Consider the following 20,346-nt stretch of genomic DNA (forward strand, 5'->3'; position numbering starts at 1 on the left):
ACTAGACTTACTTTGTCAGGAACTTGGTACTGAGCACAAGTTGATTCGCCCTCGAACACCAAGGCATAATGGAAAGGTAGAGCGCAGTCATCGAAATGGCAATCGACGTTTCTACCAGCACTTGACCTTCTATTCCTATGACGATCTAATCAAGCAGATGAAAATCTATCTGTACCGTTCCAATCGACTCCCTATGCAGACTTTAGGCTGGAAATCTCCTATCGATATCAGAAAAGCTTTACTAGGAGCTAGCTCCTAGTAAAGCTTAACAAATGGAAGACTTCAAAATAACATTTTAGGTCTCACATCATTGACAAAGGTACAGTGTTTAAAATATTCTGAAAATTATTTGTACCTCTCTGCCTGTTTGGCTTCTTGTCAGTTCTGTCACCGTTTGTCGCTATAGTCAATGTTTTTCATTTACTCAATAATCTGATATAATCAGAAAAAAGGTAGGTATCTAATATGAAAACAATTCTTGTGGTTGATGATGAAAAACCCATCTCAGATATTATAAAATTCAATCTCAGTAAGGAAGGCTATACTATTGTGACTGCTTTTGACGGCCATGAGGCTGTTCAGCAGTTTGAAGATGTCAAACCAGATTTAGTGATCTTGGACTTGATGTTACCAGGAATTGATGGCCTTGAAGTTGCTAAAGAAATTCGTAAAACGAGTCATACTCCGATTATCATGTTGTCTGCTAAGGACTCTGAGTTTGATAAAGTTATCGGTTTAGAGATCGGGGCAGATGATTACATGACCAAACCTTTCTCAAATCGTGAGCTTCTTGCACGCGTTAAAGCCCAGTTGCGTCGCGTAGAGACGATTGAAAGTGTTGCTGAGGAGTCTCTTCAAGCGTCGTCATCTGAAATTGAAATTGGGAATTTACAGATTGTTCCTGAAGCCTTTATTGCTAAAAAGAATGGCGAAGAAGTGGAGTTGACGCATCGTGAGTTTGAGTTGCTCTATCATTTGGCGCAACACATTGGACAGGTTATGACGCGCGAGCATTTGCTTGAGACGGTGTGGGGTTATGACTACTTCGGTGATGTCCGTACAGTTGATGTCACTATCCGTCGCTTGCGTGAAAAAATTGAGACCACACCAAGCCGTCCAGAATACATCCTAACTCGCCGTGGCGTAGGCTACTTTATGAAAGCTCATGACTGATAACCTTATATTTACATTTCGCGATCTGATTATTGCGGGACTGATGTCTGTATTAGTCCTGATTTTTGTTTTTTTGATTGTCCGTGAAGCCTTAAATGGCAAACGTACCCAGTTGCTCATTGATCAGGTTCGGGATCTCATTTCTGGTGAGTATGCTATTAATCAAGTAACCAGAGGCTCATCTGAAATTCGAATCTTGGCCCAACATCTGAATGATTTGTCAGAGGTCTTTCGTCTTACTCATGAAAATCTAGAGCAAGAAAAGAACAGGCTTTCCAGCATCCTCTCCTATATGAGTGATGGTGTCTTGGCCACTGATCGCAGGGGTAACATCATTATGATTAATGAGATGGCCCGGCAGCAGCTCAATTTACCAGAAGCGGGTGATGTTCAGTTGAATATCATGACTATCTTAGAAGAGACATCCTATACTTATCATGATTTGATTACAAAAACACCAGAGGTGACCCTAAATCGCGTGGATGAATTTGGGGAATTTACCGTTTTAAGGATTAATTTTGCCCTAATCAAAAGAGAAAGTGGTTTTATTTCAGGTCTGGTAGCCGTTTTACATGATACAACGGAACAGGAAAAAGAAGAACGCGAACGCCGTCTCTTTGTTTCGAATGTGAGTCATGAATTGAGAACGCCCTTGACCTCCGTAAAGTCTTATCTTGAAGCGCTTGATGAGGGGGCTTTAAAGGAGTCCGTGGCTCCGGGATTTATCAAAGTATCACTTGACGAAACCAATCGCATGATGCGTATGATCACAGACCTCTTGTCGCTATCAAGGATTGATAATGACAATAGCCACATTGAAGTTGAGTTGACTAACTTTACAGCCTTTATTACCTATATCTTGAACCGTTTTGATCAAATCAAACTTCAAAACACGCAGGCGGGGAAATCCTACGAAATTATCCGCAACTATCCACTGGTTCCGATTTGGATTGAGATTGATAATGATAAGATGACCCAGGTTATTGATAACATCATTAATAATGCGATTAAGTATTCACCAGATGGTGGTGAAATCATCGTTAGCATGCGGACGACAGAAACGCAGTTGATTATCTCAATTTCTGACCAAGGTTTAGGTATTCCTAAAAAAGATCTGCCATTGATCTTTGATCGTTTTTATCGGGTGGATAAGGCCAGAAGTCGGGCACAGGGTGGTTCGGGACTTGGCTTGTCGATTGCCAAAGAAATTATTAAACAACATAATGGTTTTATTTGGGCTAAAAGTGATTATGGCAAAGGGTCAACTTTTACCATCGTATTGCCGTATGAGAAAAATATTCTAGAAGTTGATGAAGAGTGGGAGGAGTCAGACAACTAAGGTGACAAAAGCAGGATTTAAATACAGTATTTTAGCTTCGGGCTCTACAGGGAATGCTTTCTACTTAGAAACTCCACAAAAACGTTTGTTGGTTGATGCCGGGTTGACTGGTAAGAAGATAACCAGTCTTTTAGCTGAAATTGATAGGCGTCCAGAGGATTTGGATGCGATTTTAATCACACACGAGCATTCCGATCATATCAAGGGTGTCGGTGTTTTAGCACGAAAATACCATCTGGATCTCTATGCCAATGAAAAAACCTGGGAAGTTATGGATGCCCGCAATATGTTAGGGAAGGTTGATAGTAGCCAAAAGCATATCTTTTCGCGAGAAAAAATGCTTACTTTTGGTGATATTGATATCGAATCATTTGGTGTTAGTCACGATGCTGTGGACCCTCAGTTTTACCGTTTTATGAAAGATGGCAAGTGTTTTGTCATGCTCACGGATACCGGCTATGTTAGCGACCGTATGGCTGGCATTGTTGAAAATGCGGATGCTTATCTCATTGAGTCTAACCATGACATTGACATTTTAAGGGCAGGCTCCTATCCTTGGAAAACCAAGCAACGCATTCTTTCTGATTTTGGACATTTATCTAATGAAGCGGGTGCTCAGGCCATGATTGACACACTGGGAAATCGGACCAAAAAGATCTATCTAGGGCATTTGAGCAAGGAAAATAATATCAAAGAACTAGCCCATATGACCATGGAAACGCAGTTAATGCAGGCAGGACTTGGTGTTAATCATGATTTTAAAGTTTTGGATACTTCTCCGGATACAGCAACACCTTTGGTTGATATTTAGCTGTGATGGTATTAAGAGAATGTCAAGATTTTAATATGTTTTCTATATATATGACAAAGTCTAGTATAATAAGCTAGGCTTTTTTGATATAATGAGAAGAATTATAAAAAGTGATCCAGTGACGGCAACTAGAGACGTTATTAGATTTGATTAGGTTTTTTGTAAAGGAGTTAAGTATGGAAGCCTTAAAAGAAAAATTAAAAAATGACTACGCGATAGAGTTTTCAGATTGCAGTTTACTCGATACCGCATTTACGCACACCTCATATGCAAATGAGCATCGCCTCCTAAATATTTCACACAATGAGCGTTTGGAATTTTTAGGAGACGCCGTTCTGCAATTATTGATCTCAGAATATCTATACCGTTCTTTCCCTGAAAAACCAGAAGGAGACTTATCTAAATTGCGTTCGATGATTGTTCGGGAAGAGAGTTTGGCAGGTTTTTCAAAAGATTGCGGTTTTGATGCCTTCATCAAATTAGGAAAAGGTGAAGAGAAGTCTGGTGGCAGAAATCGCGATACCATTCTTGGAGATCTTTTTGAAGCTTTTTTGGGCGCTCTGCTTTTGGATAAGGGAGTTGATGCGGTCAGAAGTTTTTTACAGTTAGTAATGATTCCTAAGGTTGAAAAAGGCCAGTTTGAGCAGGTTAAGGACTATAAGACAGCCTTGCAAGAAAAGTTACAGGTGGATGGTGATATCAGCATTCGCTATCAAGTTATCAGCGAGGAGGGCCCTGCCCATGCCAAACGTTTTAAAGTGCAAGTGACAGCCAATGGTGTCGTGCTAAGTTCAGGTCAAGGACGCTCTAAGAAAATGGCAGAGCAAGAAGCTGCTAAAAAAGCCCTCGGCCCAATCGACGAGGTCTAAGATGTTTTTAAAAGAAATCGAAATTCAAGGGTTCAAATCGTTTGCAGATAAGACTAAAATTACCTTTGATAAAGGGGTCACAGCTGTTGTAGGCCCTAATGGCTCGGGCAAATCTAACATCACTGAAAGCCTTCGCTGGGCTTTAGGTGAATCATCAGCTAAGAGTCTTCGTGGAGGAAAGATGCCCGATGTCATTTTTGCGGGAACCGAAACTAGACGGCCATTGAACTATGCGCAAGTACGTGTTACCTTGGATAATAGTGACGGTTTTATCAAAAATGCTCCAGAGCAACTTTCTGTAGAGCGACACATCTACCGTAATGGTGATAGTGATTATCTGATCGAGGGTAAAAAAGTTCGTTTGCGCGACATCCATGATTTGTTTATGGATACAGGTCTAGGAAGAGATTCCTTTTCCATCATTTCACAGGGCCGAGTCGAGGCGATCTTCAACAGTAAACCTGAGGAACGTCGGGCCATATTTGAAGAAGCTGCGGGTGTTTTAAAATACAAAACACGAAAGAAAGAGACCGAAACCAAACTTAACCAGACCCAGGACAACTTGGACCGCTTAGAAGATATCATCTACGAGTTGGAACAGCAGATTCGGCCCCTAGCCAAACAAGCTGAGACTGCAAAGCAATTCTTGCAGTTGGATGGGGAGCGTAAGGATTTGCAACTTCGTGTCTTGGTTCATGATATTGCTGCTGGCAAAGCTGATTTGGAAGATCTTGAAGCACAATTGGAGCAGACCCAGGAGGAACTAGAAGCCTACTATCAACAGCGTCAAGATTTGGAAGAGCATAATCAAGATCTGAAAATGCGTCGGCATCAGTTTCTTCAAAAGGCTCAGCGGTGTCAGGATGATATTGTTTCCTTGACCAGTTTGATTGCTGACTTGGAAAAGAAAATCCAAGTTGGAATCCTACAAGAATCGCAGTCTCAAGAAAAGAAAGCAGATCTCCAAGAGCGTATCGAACAAAATGATGACCGTCTCGAGAATCTGCGGACAGAACATGAGCATTTGATTAGTCAGTTGGATCAGGTGCACCGGGCTATAACTAGTAAACAAGCGGCTGTCAAGGATTTGGAAAAACAGTTAAGTCAGTTTGCCCAATCGCCGGACCATATTATGGAACAGTTGAGAGAACAGTTTGTTGGTTTGATGTCTGAGGAAGCTGATCTTACCAACCAATTGACCACAATCGAAAACCGCTTGACACAAGCCGAGCGTGAAGTGGAACAAGCTCAGGAAGAGCTAAGGGAATTAACTTCTAAAAAAGCAGCCATGTTAGCGTCTGCTAAGGAAGCGCTCGAAGCATTTGAGGAGGCTAAAGCTGGTGTGAAGCACCTCTTGGATGACTATCAAAAAGCCTATAGGAAGTTGCAGTTATCTGAAAAGGCCTTTCAGGATAAACAAACACAACTATTTGACCAGTATGATCACCTGAAAAGTTTAAAAGCGCGACAAGCTAGTTTGGAAGCTATCCAAAAGAATCATAGTCAGTTTTATGCTGGAGTTAAGGCAGTTCTGCAAAATCGTAATCAGCTAGGTGGCGGTGTTATTGGTGCGGTAAGTGAACATCTCTCCTTTGACCTCGAGCATCAAACGGCCATGGAGATCGCTCTAGGAGCCAGTGCACAGCATGTGATTGTGACTGACGAGGCGACTGCTAAATCAGCTATCCAGCTCTTGAAAAGCAAGCGTTTAGGTAGGGCGACCTTCTTGCCTTTGACGACTATCAAGCCACGTGCTTTAAAATCTCATTTGTTACAGTCCTTAAAGACACAAGAAGGTTTTTTAGGTGTCGCTAGTGAGTTAGCTAGCTTTGAACCAGACTTAAGCCATATTATGGAAAATTTACTCGGCTTAACCGTTATTTTTGACACTATTGATCATGCTAATCGCGCTGCGCGTTTGGTTAATTATCAAGTGCGTTTGGTAACATTAGATGGTACCGAATTGAGGCCTGGGGGATCTTACTCGGGTGGTGCTAATCGTCAAAAAAATACGACCTTTGTGAATGTTGAGCTGGAACAGTTGCAGAAGGCCATTGCATCAGATGAGCAGCTGATAAAGGAGCAAGAAACAGCACTTGCTCTGCTTAAAGCAGATTTTGATCAGGCTCGTGAACAGTGCGACAACTTGAAACAAGAGGGAGAAGATGCCCGACTGTTGGAGCAAAGGACGGACTTGGCTTATCAACAGGCATCAGAGCAACTGGCTGAAATCAGTCGTCTTTATGATGTCAAGGTAGCTAACGAGGGTCACCAAGAATTGACGGATGTGACTGCGACAAAGGAAAATCTGTCACAGCGTCTGTTGGAAATTGGTCAGCAGAAAGAGGAGATCACTCGCTCTATCGAGGCTATCAAAAATGATAAGGACAGCATTGAGGATAAACGTCAGGAATTGACACAGGTCTTATCCGATACTAAATTATCTGAGCGTGAGCTGGAAGGTCGAGAACATTTCTTGAAGCGTGATCAGGACAAACTGAGTCAAGAAATGGATCGGGTTAAGCAGGATCAGGAGCAATTACGGATGGCTTTGTCGACTCACGGGGAGTCGGTAGACGTGTCTCAAATCCCAGAATGGAAAAACCAGCTGGAAGCTTCTCAAACACGTAAAATGCAAAGTGAGGAAGAACATATTCGCCTGCGATTTGAAATTGAAGATTTAGAAGCTCAGGCAGAAGAAGCGGCAGATCAGCTTCATGCCTTAGGAACGCAAAATGAAGAGTATATTCGACGTCAAGCACAGTTAGAAACCAGAGCCAAGCAGTTGAAACAGAGTTTGCAACAGTTGGGACAGGAGTTGGCTGAGAGTTATCAATTAAGTTTTGGACAGGCTACGACAGCTTGTGAGGTACTTGAAGAAGATCAGGTAGGTCCTGCCAAGCAGGCTTTAAAAGACTTGTTAAAAGCTATTAAAGCACTCGGTCCTGTTAACTTAGTGGCTATTGAACAGCACGAAGAAGTAGCTCAACGGCTTGATTTCTTAAGCGGGCAAAAAGCAGATTTGGATAAGGCAAAGACCTTGCTTCTGGAAACCATTACTGATATGAATCAGGAAGTCACGTCACGTTTTCAAACAACGTTTGAGGCGATTCGTGTTTCTTTTAAGGAAACCTTTACACAGATGTTTGGTGGAGGTTCAGCTGATTTGATTTTGACGACGGGAGACTTGTTGTCTGCTGGTGTTGACATTTCTGTACAGCCACCTGGAAAAAAAATCCAATCTTTAAACTTGATGTCTGGTGGGGAAAAGGCCTTGTCGGCTCTAGCTCTCTTATTTGCCATTATTCGTGTCAAAACCATCCCCTTCGTGATTTTGGATGAGGTCGAAGCGGCTTTAGATGAGGCTAATGTCAAACGCTTTGGTGATTACCTTAATCGCTTTGATAAGTCGAGTCAGTTCATTGTTGTGACGCACCGGAAAGGGACCATGGCAGCGGCTGATAGCATTTATGGGGTTACCATGCAAGAATCGGGGGTTTCTCAAGTCTTGTCAGTTAGACTGAAAGATGCTGAAAATTTCAAAGGTGTCACTTAGAAGCATAGGCCAGAAAAGATGCTTTCAGATGGTATCAGCTCTTGTTGACTCCAAAGGAGGTCACTGGTCTATTGTATTAAGCTACTTTTTGTGGCTCTTTGTCAACTGTAGTGGGTGACTTATAGATAAGCAAGAGAGGAGACGAGGGTTGTCTCCTCTCTTTTCCTCTATTGGGGCAAATGCTTTACTGTAGAGAAGAAGGAAATATTGAATTAAGGCTAGTCACTATGAAAAGGTTGGTATTATTGGGACCGTTTAAAGTACACATCTTTTATATCTGTTTTTGATTTTCCTAATGTTTCCATGAAAGCGTATTTTTTGGTACAATAAGGAGTACGTAGATTAAGCAAGTATTTGAATGTGCATGTGCTATATAGGAGATAGGGATTCATTTGGAGGGGCTTTTGTTTACCAAAATTATTGCAACAGACATGGATGGTACTTTTTTGAGGCCTGATGGCACTTATGATCAGGAGCGTCTTGCCAAACTTTTGCCCCAACTAACTGATGCAGGTTATCGTTTTGTAGCGGCTAGTGGTAGGTCTTTGCTAACCTTGAAAACCTTGTTCAAAGATTTCGAGACACAAATGGCTTTTATAGCTGAAAATGGTTGTATTGTGGAAGATGAGGGCAACCTCATCTTTGAAGCGCAGATGGCAACGGCGGATTATTTAGCGATTGTAGCAGAGTTGGAAAACAATCCAGATTGCAAGGGTTACCTTTTGTCAGGGAAAAATGGCGCCTACGTTCCACAATCGAGTACGCCAGACTATCTCAAAAGTGCTCGCCACTATTATGCGAATGTCCAAGTCGTTGATATCAAAAGGGTGACTGATAAGATTTTAAAGGTTTCTACAAAATTCCAATACGATAAAGCACATGCCTTCACAAGACAGTTAAATCAAAAATTAACGGATTTTCAGGCGGTTGTCACAGGTTTTGATGGCATTGATATCATCCCAAGAGCTTATGATAAGGCGACAGGTTTGGATAGCCTTTGCGAGCAATATGGTATTCCAGCGAAAAATGTGCTTGCTTTTGGTGATAATTATAATGATTTGGAAATGCTTGCTTATGCGGGAAGAGCCATTGTTCCCGCTAATGGTGTTGATAAGGCAAAGGCTATAGCAGATGAGCTTATTGCAGACAATAGTCAAGAATCGGTCTTAGATTATTTGGAAGGTTTGGTGGCAGCATGTCAAGAATCAGATTAGTAGCGCTTGATTTGGATAACACCCTTTTCGATGATGGCAAGACTGTTTCGGAGGCTAATCGTCTAGCTATTCAAAAAGCCAGAAATCTGGGGGTGAAAGTGGTGATCACCACTGGTCGTCCTCTGAGGGCCATCGGTAATCTGTTGGCAGAACTGTGTTTGGACACTTCTGAGGATTATAGCCTTACCTTTAATGGTGGTTTGATCCAACGTAACGATGGTCATGATCTTGCCCAGACGACCTTAAGCCGGGAACAAGTGGTAGAACTCTGTGAACTTTTAGGTGCCAAGGGATTACCTGTGGATATTTTAAGTGATGGTTGTGTCTATAGTTTACCTGCTAAAGACCGTGTATCCAGATATCCTGAAGCCAATCCCTTATTGACTTTTAAAACGTTAGCTAGCCTGTCTGAATTGCCAACAGATATCATCTACAATAAAATTGTCATTGTTGCCGATAGAGACTTTTTAGATCAGAAGATAGCAGAGCTACCAGCTAGAGTTTTTGAGCATTTTGAGGCCTTTAAATCGCGTGAAATCATCTTTGAAATCATGCCTAAAGGTGTTCATAAAGCAGCGGGATTAGCGCATTTGTGTGAGATTTTGGAGTTGCCTCGTGAGTCTGTGATGGCTATCGGTGATGAAGAAAATGATTTAAGCATGATCGAATGGGCAGGCTTGGGTATTGCCATGCAAAATGCCATTCCGGCAGTTAAAGAGCTAGCTAATGGGATAACTAGCCGTGATAACAATCACTCAGGTGTTGCAGAAGCGATTGAAAAGTATGTGTTAAGCGAGGATTAGAATGGGATTATTTGATCGATTATTTGGAAAAAAAGATGAGCAGGACAAGGAACAAGACTATCTGACAGCTTCAAAGCGAGATGTAGCTGATGCACTTAGTCAAACTTCGGAAGAGGAAGTTGCTGAATCATCAGATAGTCAGACACCAAGGCCTGAAGAGGAAATTTTAGCAACTGCTATTCCTGAGGAGGAGAGTTTTTCTGATCAGCATGCCTCATTTGAAGGCGTCACCGTTGAGAAAGACAGTGAGCTGTCGTCAGATCTGACTAGTCATAGTCAAAGTGCTGTTGACTGGAAGGACAGTTTTGACTTTTCTGATGAGACAGTTGCAGACGATCAGGATATGAAGCATGAACCTGAGGAAGTCAAAGTCACTAAATTTGAGGCTGATCCTAATATTGATTGGAAGGATAGGTTTGATATTTCCTTGGACAAGGATGATGAGACAGAGTCGCTATCTGCAGCAATCACTTCTGAACAACTAGATAGCCAGAGTGCGTCAGAAATGTCTCTTTCAGAAGAAGCTAGCCAAGCCAATCCAGTCTCCAATGATGCGCACTTTGAAGCCATTATGGCAGATTATTACGCTAAAAAAGCAGCTGTCGCAGAAGCTGCTGAACGTGGTGAAACCTATGAACTTGAAGCTATATCTACCCGGACAGCTCCAGCGTCAGTGGAGACATCAACTCCTACTGAAGTGACAGCAGAGCAGGAAACAACAGAGGAAAAGTACAACCGTAGCCTGAAAAAAACGCGAACAGGATTTGCAGCCCGTCTGAATGAATTTTTCGCTAATTTCCGTAAGGTTGATGAGGAATTCTTTGAAGAGCTAGAAGAACTGTTGATCTTATCTGATGTTGGTGTAACGGTGGCAACACAACTAACAGAAGACTTGCGACACGAAGCCCGTCTTGAGAAGGCCAAAAAACCAGAAGATTTGCGACGCGTCATCATTGAAAAGTTGGTAGACATCTACGAAAAAGATGATGTTTATAAGGAACAAATTAATTTCCAAGATGACCTAACCGTGATGCTTTTTGTTGGAGTCAATGGTGTAGGGAAAACGACTTCGATTGGGAAACTGGCTTATCAGTATAAAAATCAAGGCAAAAAGGTCATGTTGGTTGCAGCTGATACCTTCCGAGCTGGTGCAGTAGCGCAATTGGTTGAATGGGGACGTCGCGTGGATGTACCTGTTATTACTGGTCCTGAAAAAGCAGATCCTGCTTCGGTCGTTTTTGACGGTTTGGAAAAGGCTGTTGCTGAAGGGGTTGATGTCTTGATGATTGATACCGCAGGCCGTTTGCAAAACAAAGAAAATCTGATGAAAGAACTAGAAAAAATTGGTCGGATTATCAAGCGAGTCCTACCAGATGCCCCACATGAAACGCTTCTAGCATTAGACGCTTCAACAGGACAGAATGCGCTTAGCCAAGCTAAGGAATTTTCGAAAATAACCCCATTGACAGGTCTGGTTCTGACTAAAATTGATGGGACCGCCAAGGGTGGCGTCGTCCTGGCTATTCGTCAAGAACTCGATATTCCTGTCAAATTAATCGGGTTTGGTGAAAAAATCGATGATATCGGACAATTTAATTCTGAAGATTTTATGCAAGGTCTTTTAGAAGGATTGATTTAAATAGTAAAACCCCTCATTGCATGACTGAATGACAGGCAATGAGGGGTTTTGTTATGATTGGTTCTATTGAGAAATGGGTTTAAAACACACGATAGACATACGGATTATCAGGTTCGGAAACCTCTTGACTATCTTCAATATGCAGAACTGGCAATGTCTGTTCCAACTGACTGTTATATTCTGTGTCAATGTTTCCTGTCACTTGAACCCAGGTGTTGTTGTCATACGATTGGGTATTTCCCGTAGTGGATAAACCGTAGACACCAGAATCAGCGATACAGTGGATAACCCCAAAGCGAAAGAGGTATTGGTAACCTTCGTGGTCAGGCTCGTTATAAACAAAGCCGGTGTAGGAAATGCGCTTTCCAGAAAAGACATCGGGGTAGAGATAGATGAGCTCCATGATTTCCATATAATTTTTAGTTGTGATATGGATGGTATCGAGATTCTGATAAGCAGTTAGTTCTTTCTGCATTTCTTTTCGATAAGCATTTTTGGTGAAATACAAGCTTGTATCTGGCTTGAGATATTGTACCCTAGTGCCATCGTCAGATTCGCCCCGACCAACGGATCCGACAGCTGTTGGGAAATGATAGCCCTTGGCAGATACAGTTGTCGAATCAAGTGTCACGGTAGGCACTAGCAAGCCGATCATGACAGGAAGAACGAGGATCATAGGACTGGTGAGTTTAGCTAATTTTCCTGACAGATGAGAATGCATCTTGAGATTTTTCATCCAAATAACCAATTGGACAAGAGCTAAGATAAAGGATAAAAACATGGCGATAAAAGCCAAATAAGAATAGTGAGTATTGATGTACTGGTCTAATTTTCCGGATAAGTAAAGATACATGCTGAGCTCAAAGTAGCCAGCTAAAATCAGAAAACGAATCATGCGAAAGCTCCTAAAATAAGACAATAGAGGGTAATGATAATGGCCGATACAGAGACAAACTGCACAATAAAAGAGGTTTTAAAGCGTCCGAGCATCATCATCAGGTTTTTGATGTCAATCATGGGACCAATCAGAAGAAAAGCCATGACAGGGGCCATGCCAAAGGTAGAAAGGAGGGAAGCTCCAATAAAGGCATCTGCCTCACTGCATAAGGAAAGAATGAAGGCTAGGAGCATCATGACTAAGATAGCAGTGAGAGGATTGGCACCAATTGCCGTTAACATTCGCGTTGGCAAATAGATCTGCATAGCAGAAGCAATCAATGTGCCAAAGACTAGGTAACGTCCGGTATCAAAAAATTCATCGATGGCATGTGATAAGGCCAAAAAGATTTTTTTTCCAAGAGGATAGCCGCTATAATCATGGAAATGACTGGATTTAGCATTGGCTTTGATAATTTGACTATCTACCACAAATCCTAACATAATCCCCAAAGCGATAGCGACAATGGAAGCACCTAATAAGCGTAACATCAAGAATCTCCAAGAATTACCAAAGGCAGAGTAAGTGGCAAAGAGAACGATGGGATTGATGATCGGCGCTGTCGCTAGAAAGGGGATGGCTGTGTAGCTAGGCACCTTTTTTTCTAGCAAGCGATTGATAATGGGGACAATTCCACACTCACAGGAGGGAAAGATAAAACCAATAAAGGTGCCAAATAAAATACGAAGGAGTTTATTTTGAGGAAGGTAGCGTGTGACCTTTTCTGGAGTCAGGTAAACCTCAATAAAACCAGATAAAATAGCACCAACCAAAACGAAAGGGAGCGCCTCGATGATGATGGACATAAAAATGGCCATCCATTGCAAGACGCTATCGGGGAGTTGATTCAAAAACGACATGAGAAACCTCACTTGATCCAAGACTTTGCATAATGGAAAAGACTGTCCAGGCAGAGAGCAACTACCGTGATGATAAAGGTATTAATGGCAAATAACCATGGTAGGTTATCCGCTAAAAGGGCACCAAAGCCACCAAGTACCATATAAAAGCCCAGGTCAATTTTAGCAGGATTAGTTATCCTTTTCTTTTTTGTCATCGTCTTTTTTCCTTTTTTTAGGGTCAGAATCCATATTATCCGGTAGTTTGGCAAAGTTAGCAAACATGCTTTCAAGTTTATCATCTTTTTTGTATGAAATCGCCATAAGGCACCTCCAAATATAAAATCAGTCTTATTATACTACTTTTTTTCAAAAGAAAGGTACAGAAAATTTAGTACGATCATGTTATACTAGAAGCAAAAACAAATGAGGGTAGGCATGATTACACGGGAACATTTCCAAACCTTTAGTTGGATTGACATTGATATTGATGAGGTGAGAGATGCAGAAAAAATTGCACTAGATTTTGGCATTGATCCTGAAGTGGCCGCCTATGCTCTGGATAAAAACGAATTGGCCCATGTTGAGTATAATCGCAAGACTGGACAATTGATTCTGATTTACCATGTTCTGAAGTTAACGAAGGAGGACAATAGTTTCCAAACCATTCCTCTGACCTTCATTGCCCAGGGCGATCGCTTGATTAGCATGTCTACCAAAGATACTGATTATATTGTGAGACGGTTGCAAGGCATCGCTGAGGATAATCGTGACATGAGCCTTTATGATTTTTTATTTTCAGGATTGATTGAAATTGCCAATCCGTATTTCTCAGTTATTGAAAAGCTGACACATGAGCGGCAGGTGATTAATCAGCAATTGCGGGCTAAAACGACTAAGCAAGGCCTGCTGGCACTCTCTGATATAGAAACAGGGAATGTCTTTCTCTTATCTGCCAGCCGGCAAAATGCTGTGATCATTGAACGGTTAAAAAACCAATCGCTTTATTTCCACTTATCGGAATCGGAAAAAGAACTACTAGATGATGCCTTGGTTGAAGCCAATCAGCTAGTTGAGATGACCAAGCTGACTTCTGAAATTCTAGAGCAATTGACAGCAACCTACAATAATATCCTAAACAATGACCTTAACGATACTATGACCATGTTGACCATTGTCTCTCTTTTGATGACCATTCCTAGCATTGTAACGGGATTTTTTGGGATCAACGTTCCCCTCCCAAAGGTCTTTACCGATAGTCCTTATGGTTGGATTTTGGTGATTTTATTGTCTATGTTTTTATGGATGGTGATGTCTAAAATTTTGACCTATATGATGGGGCAGTCCTTCTTGATGAGTTTTAAGCAATTTTTTCGTATGGCTTTTAAGAGCAAAAGACGTTAATAGGACGTAGGATAATACCAAGAGACGCTAGTATAGTACTATAGTGTCTTTTTTGATTGCTTTATAATGACAAATGGAAGTTCTTGTTCTTAAGTTCAGAACTGCGAAAAGCTATAAGTGTCTGGGTTATGGTAGCTGTCTGTGTAACTCATCAAGATTGGCTTATTAGGTATATTTGCGTGAAAATGCTGCTATTAGGTGGTCCCAAGTGCTTTTAAGCAAAGAGATTGTTTGGGAAGCTCACAGTGGATAAGTAGCTGATTAAGACAGTAGCTGCTTCCTGAATTTGATCATGATATTAATGACTAGCCTAAAGCTAGAAAAGGCGTATTGACTTTGGCTGCTATTGGAAAGGAGATCTGAAAAATGACGAGTGTTGCCATTATTTTTAATCAAATTATGGTCATGTTTTTTCTGATGGCGATCGGATTTGTGGCGCATAAACGCGGTTTTCTAGGGAAGCAAACCATCCAGGAAATATCAGACTTGGTGATTTACCTTGTTACTCCCGCTCTCATCATGCGATCATTACAGATGGAGTTCACGCCAGATACCCTCACCAATGTCTATGTGATGGGGGTTTTAGCACTACTAACAACTATCTTGATGATGGCTGTTTCACGACTGGTATCGCCTCAAAGCTATTTGAGTCAGTACGCGATGGTTTTTGGTAATACTGGTTTTATTGGGATTCCGATTGTTGATCGTTTGTACGGTGCTCAGTCAGTTGTCTACATGGCTGTTTTTATTGCGGTTGTTAATGTATTGGTTTGGACATATGGTATTTCGTTGATCGCTGGTAGGGAATCTCAACTAAGTTTTACCAAGCTTTTGACCAACCCAAACAATCTGGCGATTGTCGCAGGCATATTGCTTCATATATTGCCATTTTCCCTTCCTCACTTTATCGACCAGTCAATCGCTCTAGCGTCTAATATCAATTTACCTCTGGTCATGATTGTATTAGGTACTTATTTGGCAGAGGCTCAGTTATCTCGTTTTCTAAGAACATGGGAATTTTACAAAGTTTGCTTTTTTCGCTTACTTTTCATTCCTATCATAGTGATTATCTTGTTGCGGCTATTACCGATGACGATTGATCATTTAGTTGCCATGACCTTGGTTGTTGCCCATGCGACACCAGGAGCAGTCTTACTGGTGGTATTTGCCAAAAAATTTCAGAAAGATTATCACTTTAGTTTAGCCATGATTAGCCTGACAACTCTCATGTCCATGCTGACGATTCCGCTTATTATTGCTTTAGCAATGCTAGTGATCCCTTAAATGCCTCAATATCGTAGATGTTGGGAGATACAAAGTCTGCAAAGTGTTGTTAACTACCGCTAAAAAACGCCTAGAACTCTGTTTTGTCAGATTCTAGGCGTTTTGTGATAGAAGAAGTAACTACTGTGCTAGATTTACTAATTTTTACTTGTCGCTAATTGATTAGAAGAGGTGTAGGCAGTCGTTTGTTTGACCGTTTTAGCGTCTCTGGCATCTTTTTTAGCACACAGGTTGGCATAGATTGTTCCCCAAAGCGTATGGACAATTGTCCCAGCTGCACCCGCAAGAGCGGCTAAAGGAGAGAAGTGTGCGAGGCCAAGACTGGCTGCAAGCGAGGTATTTTGGAGTCCAACTTCAATGGCCATGGTGCGTTGACTGGCAAGATCATACTTGAAGAATTTAGCAGCAAGCATACCGACACCATAACCGGAAAGGCTGTGTAAGAAAACGACTAGGAAGATAACCCAGCCTGTTGACAGAAGATTATCTCTGTTGACGGATACCGTTCCAGCCAGTACAAGTAGGACTGCAAGAGATGATAAGGTAGGCATTGCTAGGCTGACTTTTTGTGTCTGTTTTGCAAAGAGGGCATTGATTACCATACCACCAACAACTGGAACGAGCACTACTTGAGCCACAGATAGGAACATGGCAGAGAAACTCATTTCAAAGTAGGAGCCACCGTAAAGAGTGAGCATCAAAGGCGTCATGAGCGGCGCGACTAAAGTTGATACTGAGGTTGCTGAGATAGATAAGGGAACATCACCATTAGCTAGATAAGCCATGATATTGGATGATGTGCCACCGGGAACAGAGCCGAGTAAGATGAGTCCAAGAGCGATATCAGCTGGCAAGTTAAAAAGCTTAGCAAGAACAAAACCGGAAAAAGGCATAAACAAAAATTGTAAGATTTCTACCAAGATGACACGTGCTGGACGGCGAAAAACTTCGCTGAAATCATCGACTGTTAAGGTGAGTCCCATGGTAAACATAATGAACTGTAGCAGTGGTGTGAGGTAGCCGGTAACCCAGGTGAACAGTGACGGAAGTGTCAAAGCAAGAACAGCAGCTGCGACAACGATGTAAGAAAGATAATTTCTAAAAAGTTGGTTAAACTTGTAAAAAACGGTCATAGATAGTCTCCTTGTGTTAGCTGTAAAGACAAGACTCATTGTTAAGATGAGTGAAGGTAGGGGAATTAAAAAGTCCTCCGCTCATTGAGTGGAAGACTTCGGCCAATCCACTCGCAAGACGAAGAGGACTTGGCAATAGATGTGAAATCACACATGTTGCTAAGTCCTGGTGTTAATAATAATGACGGTTTGGGTTTTAAAAACAGCCATCGCGAGTGTCTCCAATCTTTTTTTATTATGTAATGCCATAACTATACCTTAAATGATTTGATAATGCAATACAAATTATCAAAATAATCAAAAAAATCTGAAAATTAAACAATGAAAACGTACAGAAAAAGTTACTTTTTCAAGCATTAGACTTGAAATTATAACTAGTTAGTGATAAAATACAAGCATAGTTAAAAATGAAGCACGAGGTAAAGCAAATGACAATTGAATTAGGGATTACAACTTTTGGGGAAACAACTCCTCTAAAAGAAACGGGAGAACCAATCAGCCACGAGCAACGCATTCGTCATTTGGTTGAAGAAATTGAGTTGGCAGATAAGGTTGGTTTAGATATCTATGCTATCGGTGAACACCACCGTGAAGATTTTGCAGTATCAGCTCCAGAGGTAGTCTTGGCAGCGGGTGCAGTTAATACCAAACACATTCGCCTATCAAGTGCTGTTACGATCTTATCTTCTAACGATCCTGTTCGGGTTTATCAACAGTATGCAACGATCGATGCCATTTCAAATGGTCGTGCTGAAATCATGGCGGGCCGTGGTTCATTCATCGAATCTTTCCCACTATTTGGTTACGATTTGCGTGATTATGATGAGCTTTTCGATGAGAAATTAGAGATGCTATTGAAAATTAAGGAATCGACCAACTTGACTTGGTCTGGTAAATTCACACAAAATGTGGATAACAAACCTGTTTACCCAAGAGCCACTCAAGAAGATTTTCCGATTTGGGTCGCAACGGGTGGTAATCTTGATTCAACCGTTAAAATTGCGGAAAAAGGACTTCCTATTGCTTACGCAACTATTGGTGGTAACCCTAAAGCCTTTGGTCAATTAGCAGCTATTTACCGTGAAATTGGCCGCAGACATGGTCATGATATGAGTAAGATGAAAGTAGCTGCGCACTCCTGGGGTTGGATTGAAAAAGATAACCAAGAAGCGATTGATAATTATTTCTATCCGACCAAAACAGAGGTGGATAACATCGCTAAGGATCGTCCACATTGGACACCACTAAGCCGAGAAGCCTATGACCAATCTGTTGGTCCAGATGGTGCAATGTTTGTTGGTGATCCAGAACATGTTGCAGCTAAAATGATTGACTTGATTGAAGCACTTGATTTGGATCGCTTCATGCTTCATATTCCAATCGGATCAATGCCACATGACAAAGTGTTAGAAGCTATTCGCTTGTTTGGTGAAGAAGTGGCGCCAATTGTTCGTAAACATTTTGAAGGGAAATAAAGTCATGATTTTAGAAAAAAGTTATGGGTTGATCTGTTCCACAGTAAATCTCTTATTTGAACAAGCAGTTGAGTGTCTTTAGGTGGGTTTAAAAAGCATTTGATTGACGAGGTGTTAGCAAGGAACAAGGAAAAGGAAAAATGCCTTTTGAACTGATAAAGTTAGCATCGGTTACCTCAAAAAAGAAAATGCTTTCAAAATTTTCATAAAAAGTGTACACTCTATAAGATAAAGAATTTCAGAAAGAAGGATATGATTATGGTTACAGTGTCAAGCGCAATTGAATTACAAGAAGCAATTATAGCAAAAGAACCCGTTATTGAATTAACACAAAGCATCAGCTTACCAACAACGATTCAGCTAGCTAAGGGACAAAGTCTCAAAGCTTCTAAAAAAGGAACGGTTTTCTTGAGCTTCGTTGATGGTGATGGTGTTGGCTTATCTGGAGACAACGCCTTGATTAACTTGGCTATTCAAACAGCACCAGACAAGCGTGCCATCTACCTCAACTCAACTGAAGTGGACTTGGGAGCGATTCACTTTGGTAACTTGACCGTTACTGGTGTGGTTCAAGTCCTTACACGCGGCAATAACAAGACTCTGAACCTTACCATTGATGGACTTGATATCGTATCAGCCGATGCCCGTCATTTTACAGAACGTCCAATGAAATATGGGGTTGTTGTGCATCAAGGTGCCTTGACTGTCTACAACTTTAACCCAGCAGAAGATAGCCATATTACTGTTACCGCAGAAAATGTCTCTGTTGGTCGTCCAATGGCACCAGTCATGGGATCAGGTATCTTCATTTCTGGATTCAGTGATGAAACTGGACGTGTCACTATTGAAAAATTAACAACAGGAGATGTCTACTCAAACGGTATGATTCCTAATGGCCAACCAAACCTTATCACTGGGGGTATCTTCATCGTTTATGGTGCTTATGCTAAAGAAGTCATTTCTAATGGTCCTGTGACCACTTACGGTACTAATGACATGGTCCTTGATGTTTGGGGCAAGGTGGACAACTGGATTGTCAAAGATAAGGTAACAAGTTATGGTACTAGCGGTATTGGTTTTGTTAACTTTGGTTCAGTTGGTAACTTTGTAGCAGAACAAGTAGTTGAAACCTTTGGTAATGGCGCTCGTGGTTTTAACCAGTATGATGGTACTATCACAGAAGCACGCTTTAATAGTATTAAAACACATGGTAATGGCTCTATCGGTATGCAATTCTCTAAACCTGTTGGTAAAATTATCATTGATAATAACGTATCTACAACAGGTTCTACTGGTGAAACCTTGGTTAAAGGGGTAATTAAAAATCTTAAAGCTGATGCTATTTCTGTACTTGAGGGTGGTGAAATTGAAGAACTCCTTGTCAATGGCAATCTCCAAACTAAAGGTGATGAAGTTGTCAGCTACCATATCAATGGTGGTACAGTTAAAAAATTCACCCTTAAAGGTAAATTGGTTGCCTCTGGTCAAAATGCAGAGCGTGTAGTCATCGAAAATGGTGGTCAAACCGCAACAGATTCTATCAAAACTTACTTAAATTATTAATCATAGAAAGAGATTGGTTGCAGTCCCAATCTCTTTTTTGCTTGCTATCAACATAACAGTATCTGGATAAATAAACTGAGTAGCTCTGCTAAAATAATAATCATTTTTGCGAGCGAAGCTAAGCCAAAAATTTGGATTTTCTACTGTGATGAAAATGCCTGAACCCTTATTACTTCAACCATTCGGATTCTTGAGATATTAGGCTAAAAGGTTAGTAGGATTAGAGGGACTGCTAAGCAGTTCCCTATTCCCAATCTCCGAAAGTCAGGGGAGTGACTTTCGGAGCCGTCTGTTAAAACTGTCAAGT

At 41.3% G+C, this 20,346-nt stretch carries 18 protein-coding genes; 13 read left to right on the plus strand and 5 right to left on the minus strand.

The genetic code is table 11. The features are described 5' to 3' along the window. From G574_RS0102340 to ftsY, 9 genes are all read left to right on the plus strand, one after another. The coding region (locus G574_RS0102340; RefSeq protein ID WP_029690797.1) for an integrase core domain-containing protein at positions 1-259 on the plus strand (259 nt) is incomplete at its 5' end. A 206-nt stretch (positions 260-465) separates the two neighbouring features. Continuing rightward, positions 466-1,173: a response regulator YycF gene (gene yycF, locus G574_RS0102345; RefSeq protein ID WP_017769510.1), complete on the plus strand. Its 708-nt coding sequence runs from the start codon at positions 466-468 to the stop codon at positions 1,171-1,173. Further along, a complete protein-coding gene (gene vicK / locus G574_RS0102350) occupies positions 1,166-2,512 on the plus strand; it encodes a cell wall metabolism sensor histidine kinase VicK (RefSeq protein ID WP_029690798.1) in 1,347 nt (448 codons plus the stop codon). Before yycF ends, vicK begins: the two co-directional genes overlap by 8 nt. A 1-nt stretch (position 2,513) precedes the next feature. After that, on the plus strand, positions 2,514-3,323 hold the full coding sequence (locus G574_RS0102355; protein WP_029690799.1) for an MBL fold metallo-hydrolase: 810 nt from the start codon (positions 2,514-2,516) through the stop codon (positions 3,321-3,323). A 176-nt stretch (positions 3,324-3,499) separates the two neighbouring features. Further along, entirely contained in the window at positions 3,500-4,192 is a 693-nt protein-coding gene (rnc, locus tag G574_RS0102360) for a ribonuclease III (protein ID WP_017769513.1), read from the plus strand. Position 4,193: 1 nt separating this feature from the next. Further along, a complete protein-coding gene (gene smc, locus G574_RS0102365; RefSeq protein ID WP_029690800.1) occupies positions 4,194-7,748 on the plus strand; it encodes a chromosome segregation protein SMC in 3,555 nt (1,184 codons plus the stop codon). A gap of 404 nt (positions 7,749-8,152) precedes the next feature. Beyond that, positions 8,153-8,962 (plus strand): Cof-type HAD-IIB family hydrolase, encoded by an 810-nt coding sequence (locus tag G574_RS0102370; protein ID WP_245540392.1) that lies wholly within the window; start codon positions 8,153-8,155, stop codon positions 8,960-8,962. Beyond that, positions 8,944-9,765 (plus strand): Cof-type HAD-IIB family hydrolase, encoded by an 822-nt coding sequence (locus tag G574_RS0102375; RefSeq protein WP_029690802.1) that lies wholly within the window; start codon positions 8,944-8,946, stop codon positions 9,763-9,765. Before G574_RS0102370 ends, G574_RS0102375 begins: the two co-directional genes overlap by 19 nt. Position 9,766: 1 nt before the next feature. Beyond that, positions 9,767-11,404, plus strand: coding sequence for a signal recognition particle-docking protein FtsY (gene ftsY, locus G574_RS0102380; RefSeq protein WP_029690803.1), 1,638 nt, complete (start codon positions 9,767-9,769; stop codon positions 11,402-11,404). Between the two features lie 79 nt (positions 11,405-11,483). Here ftsY and G574_RS0102385 read toward each other — a convergent pair whose 3' ends face one another. Genes G574_RS0102385 through G574_RS0102400 form a run of 4 tightly spaced genes read right to left on the minus strand, consistent with a single transcriptional unit; the run spans position 11,484 to position 13,504 of the window. Then, positions 11,484-12,299 (minus strand): TIGR03943 family putative permease subunit, encoded by an 816-nt coding sequence (locus G574_RS0102385; RefSeq protein WP_029690804.1) that lies wholly within the window; start codon positions 12,297-12,299, stop codon positions 11,484-11,486. Beyond that, complete coding sequence (locus G574_RS0102390; protein ID WP_029690805.1) at positions 12,296-13,201, minus strand: permease; 906 nt, start codon at positions 13,199-13,201, stop codon at positions 12,296-12,298. The genes G574_RS0102385 and G574_RS0102390 overlap by 4 nt, the downstream gene beginning before the upstream one ends. 8 nt (positions 13,202-13,209) lie before the next feature. Further along, positions 13,210-13,398: a hypothetical protein gene (locus G574_RS0102395; RefSeq protein WP_029690806.1), complete on the minus strand. Its 189-nt coding sequence runs from the start codon at positions 13,396-13,398 to the stop codon at positions 13,210-13,212. Next, on the minus strand, positions 13,373-13,504 hold the full coding sequence (locus tag G574_RS0102400) for an SPJ_0845 family protein (protein ID WP_029690807.1): 132 nt from the start codon (positions 13,502-13,504) through the stop codon (positions 13,373-13,375). Before G574_RS0102400 ends, G574_RS0102395 begins: the two co-directional genes overlap by 26 nt. A 114-nt stretch (positions 13,505-13,618) precedes the next feature. Here G574_RS0102400 and G574_RS0102405 point away from each other — a divergent pair, with 114 nt between their 5' ends. Further along, a complete protein-coding gene (locus G574_RS0102405) occupies positions 13,619-14,584 on the plus strand; it encodes a magnesium transporter CorA family protein (RefSeq protein ID WP_029690808.1) in 966 nt (321 codons plus the stop codon). A 366-nt stretch (positions 14,585-14,950) separates the two neighbouring features. Further along, the gene (locus tag G574_RS0102410; RefSeq protein ID WP_029690809.1) at positions 14,951-15,868 is read left to right on the plus strand and encodes an AEC family transporter; all 918 of its coding nucleotides are present in this window, start codon (positions 14,951-14,953) and stop codon (positions 15,866-15,868) included. Between the two features lie 137 nt (positions 15,869-16,005). Here the strand turns inward: G574_RS0102410 and G574_RS0102415 are convergent, their stop codons facing one another. Beyond that, positions 16,006-17,001, minus strand: coding sequence for a bile acid:sodium symporter family protein (locus tag G574_RS0102415; RefSeq protein WP_029690810.1), 996 nt, complete (start codon positions 16,999-17,001; stop codon positions 16,006-16,008). 428 nt (positions 17,002-17,429) lie between these two features. Between G574_RS0102415 and G574_RS0102420 the strand changes: the two genes are divergently transcribed. Further along, a complete protein-coding gene (locus G574_RS0102420; RefSeq protein WP_029690811.1) occupies positions 17,430-18,476 on the plus strand; it encodes an LLM class flavin-dependent oxidoreductase in 1,047 nt (348 codons plus the stop codon). A 258-nt stretch (positions 18,477-18,734) separates the two neighbouring features. After that, complete coding sequence (locus G574_RS0102425) at positions 18,735-20,039, plus strand: hypothetical protein (RefSeq protein WP_037590601.1); 1,305 nt, start codon at positions 18,735-18,737, stop codon at positions 20,037-20,039. Positions 20,040-20,346: the final 307 nt, after the last annotated feature.

Source organism: Streptococcus hyovaginalis DSM 12219 (assembly GCF_000420785.1).
Classification (GTDB): Bacteria; Bacillota; Bacilli; order Lactobacillales; family Streptococcaceae; genus Streptococcus; species Streptococcus hyovaginalis.